General features: G+C 57.7%; 5 protein-coding genes. 3 read left to right on the top strand and 2 right to left on the bottom strand.

All coding sequences use genetic code 11. From position 1 onward, the window contains the following. Window positions 1-438: 438 nt before the first annotated feature. The 3 genes from G6O68_RS31380 to G6O68_RS31370 are packed head-to-tail and all read left to right on the top strand — an operon-like array spanning window position 439 to window position 3945. Window positions 439-1590 carry an ABC-three component system protein gene (locus G6O68_RS31380; RefSeq protein ID WP_165253626.1) on the top strand — a complete coding sequence of 384 codons (1152 nt, stop codon included), beginning with the start codon at window positions 439-441 and terminating at the stop codon, window positions 1588-1590. Continuing rightward, window positions 1583-2086, top strand: a complete 504-nt coding sequence (locus G6O68_RS31375; protein WP_165253624.1) for an ABC-three component system middle component 2 — start codon at window positions 1583-1585, stop codon at window positions 2084-2086. Before G6O68_RS31380 ends, G6O68_RS31375 begins: the two co-directional genes overlap by 8 nt. Before the next feature lie 2 nt (window positions 2087-2088). Next, the gene (locus G6O68_RS31370) at window positions 2089-3945 is read left to right on the top strand and encodes a hypothetical protein (protein ID WP_165253622.1); all 1857 of its coding nucleotides are present in this window, start codon (window positions 2089-2091) and stop codon (window positions 3943-3945) included. A gap of 15 nt (window positions 3946-3960) precedes the next feature. On the opposite strand, the gene G6O68_RS31365 is transcribed toward G6O68_RS31370, so the two are convergent. Both G6O68_RS31365 and G6O68_RS31360 read right to left on the bottom strand, forming a co-directional pair. Continuing rightward, complete coding sequence (locus G6O68_RS31365; RefSeq protein ID WP_240911583.1) at window positions 3961-4332, bottom strand: DUF2493 domain-containing protein; 372 nt, start codon at window positions 4330-4332, stop codon at window positions 3961-3963. A gap of 91 nt (window positions 4333-4423) precedes the next feature. Continuing rightward, a complete protein-coding gene (locus G6O68_RS31360; RefSeq protein WP_165253620.1) occupies window positions 4424-4663 on the bottom strand; it encodes a hypothetical protein in 240 nt (79 codons plus the stop codon). Window positions 4664-4873 lie beyond the last annotated feature (210 nt).

Here is a 4873-nt window from a genome sequence, read left to right as displayed (position 1 = left end):
AAAGAAGGAATGCCTCGATTGCCTTTGGCCGACCGGCGGGCGGGGCGGTGGTTACGCCACGATACCGCGGCCCCCGGCCTTCTCAAGAAGCCGGCAATGTTCGCGACGAGGCTCTGACGTATCCCAGGTCACTCGTGCCATGTCGTCCTTCAGGGCACCGGACTCTTCCTTGCGATCCCCACAATAGGCCCAAGTTCGCTGATTAGCGAGGGGGAGAGAGTTGGGCGCGGTTTCGGGACGGAATTTCGGTCGTCTCGGGTCGCGTAGACGGGGCGGCAGGATCCTTCGAGAATCGTTCAAAACTCGGAATGTTCAGCCATCCAGGCGAGGGCGGTGCTTGAATCTTGGGGCGAGTGCATGCTGGCTCGTGAACCAGCGGCGGTATAGAATGACCAACCTTTGAGACAAAGGGCGCTGTCGTCAGAGGCTGGAGCATCCATGTTGCCTACTGCCAAGAAGAAATCGACGGCAGCGTTCGATGATGTTCCCCCGCCGTCTCAGGACGGTCTGCCTCCGACGAACTTCGAGAAAGTCTTCGGTGAAAAGATCGAACCGCTGGATCGCGTCCGTTCCTGGGATGAGGATCGTTTCGAGGCCTATGTGCACGAGTGGGCTTTTACGTGCTTCCGACGCGGCGAGTACGGTAAGGTAGTCTGGGCTCCCGGCTCTGGCGATAAAGGACGCGATGTACGCGCCTATCTGAGCGACGAAAAGGGAGCGTTCGACTGCTTTCAGTGCAAGTTCTACAAAGACCCGCTAACTCCCAGCGACGCATGGCCGGAACTGGCCAAACTCTGCCTCTATACCCAGCAGGGCGCATTCCGCGTGCCGCGGAAGTTTTACTTCGTAGCCCCGAAAGACCTTGGACCGGAACTCTCCACCATCATCGAGGATCCGGCACAACTAAGAGCCCGTCTGATTGAGGCGTGGGAAAAGACCACCAAGGATGGCGTAGCCGCTAGGGTCGCTCCTCTGACGCCAGAACTAAGAAGATACGTCGAGTCTTTCGAGTTTGGGATAGTAACTTTCAAGCCGCAGCGTGAAATCCTTGAGGATTTAAAGGACACAGATTTCTATCGCCGTAAATTTGGTGGCGGCGGTTTGACTCGCAAGCCGCTTGAGCCAGTCCCGAGCCATCCGATGCCAAACGAGGAGAACTACATCCACTCTTTGCGTCTGGCGTTTGCCGAGTATGTTGACATCCCGGTTGGTGAGTTAACCGATTCAATGCTGCGTGATCGCGTCGACCTGTCCCACATTTACGACGCCTCAAGAAAGGCGTTCTACAGCGCGGAGCAGCTCTATCGTTTCGGCCGGGACACATACCCCACCGCCCATTGCTTCGAAGACTTGCAGGATCAAGTATATGCAGGGGTACTAGGTGTCGCGTTCTCCAGTCACCCCCACGGCTTCGCCAAGGTGGTCGCCGTGACAACGGAGGCGGGTAAGCTGGCGCTCGGCAACCACTGGCTCGTGGGACTCAACCTTGTAGAAGTGGGTGATCGTCAGGGAATCTGTCATCAGATTGTCAATTCCGCCGACGGCCGCCTGACATGGGCGACGCGAGTTCGGGAGTCGACCAATGGCTGAGCGCCCGGATAGGCCGCCAAATCCGTTCAACAGCCCGGTGGAAACAGGGCTTCGTGCCATCGTGTTGCTCGCGGCAGACTACCCGGCAAAGTGCGATCTACGTCGGCTCGTAGTCTACGACTACCTATTAGTCCATTCCGATGACGCACCGGGCGGCCCTTTGAGCCTGCATCCGCGTACGCCACATCGATCTGGCGAGCTTCTGGTACGTCGCAAGCTCATCCAGGAGGGGCTCATGCTGATGATCTCCAGAGAGCTTGCTACGGTCGAGTATTCGGACAGAGGTGTCTGCTTCTCAGCCACAGAGCTAACTCGCGGATTCCTCGAATATCTCAGCAGTGACTACGCCCGCGATCTCCAAGAACGCGCAAGGTGGGTCGTGGCGACGTTCGCCGAATACACGGACGAATTGCTCACGCAATTTGCCCTCAGCCACCTGCAAGAATGGGGAGGGGAGTTCCTTAACGAGTCGTCGCTACGGCTCCCGAAAGGATGACCATGAAACGCATCCGATTGGCTCTCCTTGAGGTGACGAATGGATCTATGCCCCCCGCTACCCTCTACTTTGAGCGGGGTCTCAACGTTCTTTCAGGCAAGGAAAACCGAGGGAAGTCATACGTCTTTTCGACCTTGGATTTCTTGTTTGGGGCGGAAGACCCGCCGGAGCCGAACCTGCACTCGACGGGTTACGAACTGGCCACGTTGTACTTTACGCTCGGCGAAGAGTCACGGGGAGTCGTTCGACGCGAATTTGCAAGCGGCAAAGCAGAGGCGCTTCCCTATCACCCGGTCACTAAGGAGGTACCTCGAGAGGGATGGCGACAACTCGCAAAAAAACATAAGTCCAAGCGTGAGAGCCTTAGCAAATACTGGCTTACTGCCATGGGGTTCGGGCCGGAGATCCTCAGAAGTAACGCATCTGGCGATATTAAAAACCTCACCATTAGAATTTTGGCACATCTTTGTCTAGTCGATGAGATCAGAATTCTAGAGAAACGGAGCCCCCTACGGTCGATTCAGTCAACTGCTTGGCCGGGGGACGATGATGCTTTCGCATTAGTGTTGGGGGCTCGTGCGAATCCTCCACAGTTCACACTTCCCGAAGTCTCGGTCGAAATCATGCCACCTGAGGTGAGGAGATGGATCGAAGCCGAGATAGCTAGAGTAGATGATGAAATTGTAAGCATCCCCCTTGAATCGAACGCCAGTGAGGACGAAGCCGCGTTGATAGCGCGAAGAGCAGGCGAATTCACAGCCGCTGCAGATACGGCCGCACGCGAACTTCGTGCGATGCTTGGGGCAATCAACGAGGCGCAACAGAGACTTACCGAGGTCAAGTCGCACGGGATTGCCTCTCGCGAGATCGTATCAAGGCTTCTGCTACTGAGGGATTATTATGAATCCGACCTCAGGCGGCTCGCCGCCGTCAATGAGACCGCTTTTCTTCTCGAGCAGTTGAACGATGTCGGATGCCCGACCTGCTTCCAGCCGTTCGACCCTGCTGTATTGGAGGAATGCAAGGTCTCGAAGGATTACCTGCAGGGAATCCAGCGAGGCACGAGAGCCGAAGCGAGTAAGATCCGCCGAATTCAAGGCGATCTTGAACAAACGATCGCGGACGCGCGTGGGGAAGTCCAACAGGCATACTCGGCCGAGGTAGATATCACCGAAACCATCTCTCGACTCAGACTTGGTGCCGAGCTACAGGAGAAATCCGTTGCGGAGGCCCACGGAAAGATGTCGCAGATTTTCGCTGACATGGGCAATCTGGCGCGGCGGAAATCCCTCAAAGACCGCCGTCAGCAACTTGCCAATCAGCTCGTTGAGATCAGAGGAGGAGACGGGCTGGAGATCGAGGAGCCAAATCAAAAGACTCAAATCGATGATCAAGCATTGATTGAGTTTTGCGATACAGTGGCGAATATTCTCAAGGCGTGGCGATGGAGTTATACGCCGAAGCCAATAGTGGTGACGTTTGACGCTCATTACAAAAGGATGGATATCAAGGTCTCGGGGGCAGCCAAGCGGTCGTTCGGAAAGGCGGCCCGTGCGATCCTTAACTCGGCGGTCCTGGTTGGCTTGATGGACTACTGTTTTGCCAGGGAGTTGCCGCACCCTGGTTTCGTTGTTCTCGATTCGCCACTCACCACCAAGAAAGATGAGAGGGTGAAGGAAGACGATATATTGCCCGACGAGATGGTCGAAGCGTTCTTTGATCACCTCGCTAAAAATTATAAGCGTTGCCAGGTTATCGTAATTGACAACAAAGAGCCTCCTTTGCATCTCCGGTCCGAGATGAATCTAGTACGGTTTGATGATGGTGCGATGGCGACTAGGGCCGGATTCTTCGGATGAGAATCCTCATAGATATCACCCCGACCGCTCATCCCCCGCTCTCAACCGCACCGGCGTCGCCGTCTCGTCGAAACACACATAGGTAGGGATCTCGGCGGCGATCGCCGTCCGCACGCAGTCGAGCGTCCCCTTCGACGACTCTAGGTCGCGGTGGAACGCCAGGCACATCGACGCTCCGGCGTCCACCATCTCCTGATTGCGGATCGGCCCCGCGTGGGCCACGTAGGGACGTCCTCGCTTGTCCTGGCTGATCAGGGCTCCAGGCATGTCCAGGGCCTCCCAACGGGCCGGGTGGACCTCCTGGGGGATACCCAGCTCCGCGCAGGCCTCCGCGAAGCTCTGGTCGATCCCGGTGGCCCCGCCGTGGACGATGGTGAATCCGGGCACCGTGGCGGGCGATCAGCCGCGCGAGGACGCCCTCCGCCATCTCGGGGTCGTACCAGGATCGGCAGCCCGTCACGATGATCCGCATGGGATGTTACGCCTGGATCGACCTCGGGACCGCCTTCACCGCACACCCCGCCCGCCGGACGTCGGCCGTCGCCGACGAAATCGCCTCCTCCAGCGCCGCGGCCTCGCGGTCGAACGCGATGAAGCGTCGGCCGTCGCCCCACTCCACGACCTCATCGTCGAACGCCGCCTCGTGCGACCTACCGAACAGCTCGTCGCTCAGATCACCGCCCCCGCGAGGAAAAACTGAGCTCGAGATCTCGGGCATCTCGCTCTCCTTGGCGGCGTGAGATCCGTCGTTGCGGCGATGCGAGGGGCCACCCCAAGTTGCACCAGGAGTATCTGTCGGCCTAACAATGATGCCTAAAGGCATGAAAAATGCTTGGTTAAAAGAAGCCTCAAGGCATCCGCAGGTGATCAAGGCGAAAGGACTTTCATCGTGATCCGCCGCTTACGCAAGGATCGCACCGCTCGCCGT

It is taken from the genome of Paludisphaera soli (assembly GCF_011064595.1).
GTDB classification, from domain to species: domain Bacteria; phylum Planctomycetota; class Planctomycetia; order Isosphaerales; family Isosphaeraceae; genus Paludisphaera; species Paludisphaera soli.
Note: the sequence above shows the minus strand (reverse complement) of the source record. Positions and strands in the feature narration are given on the sequence as shown.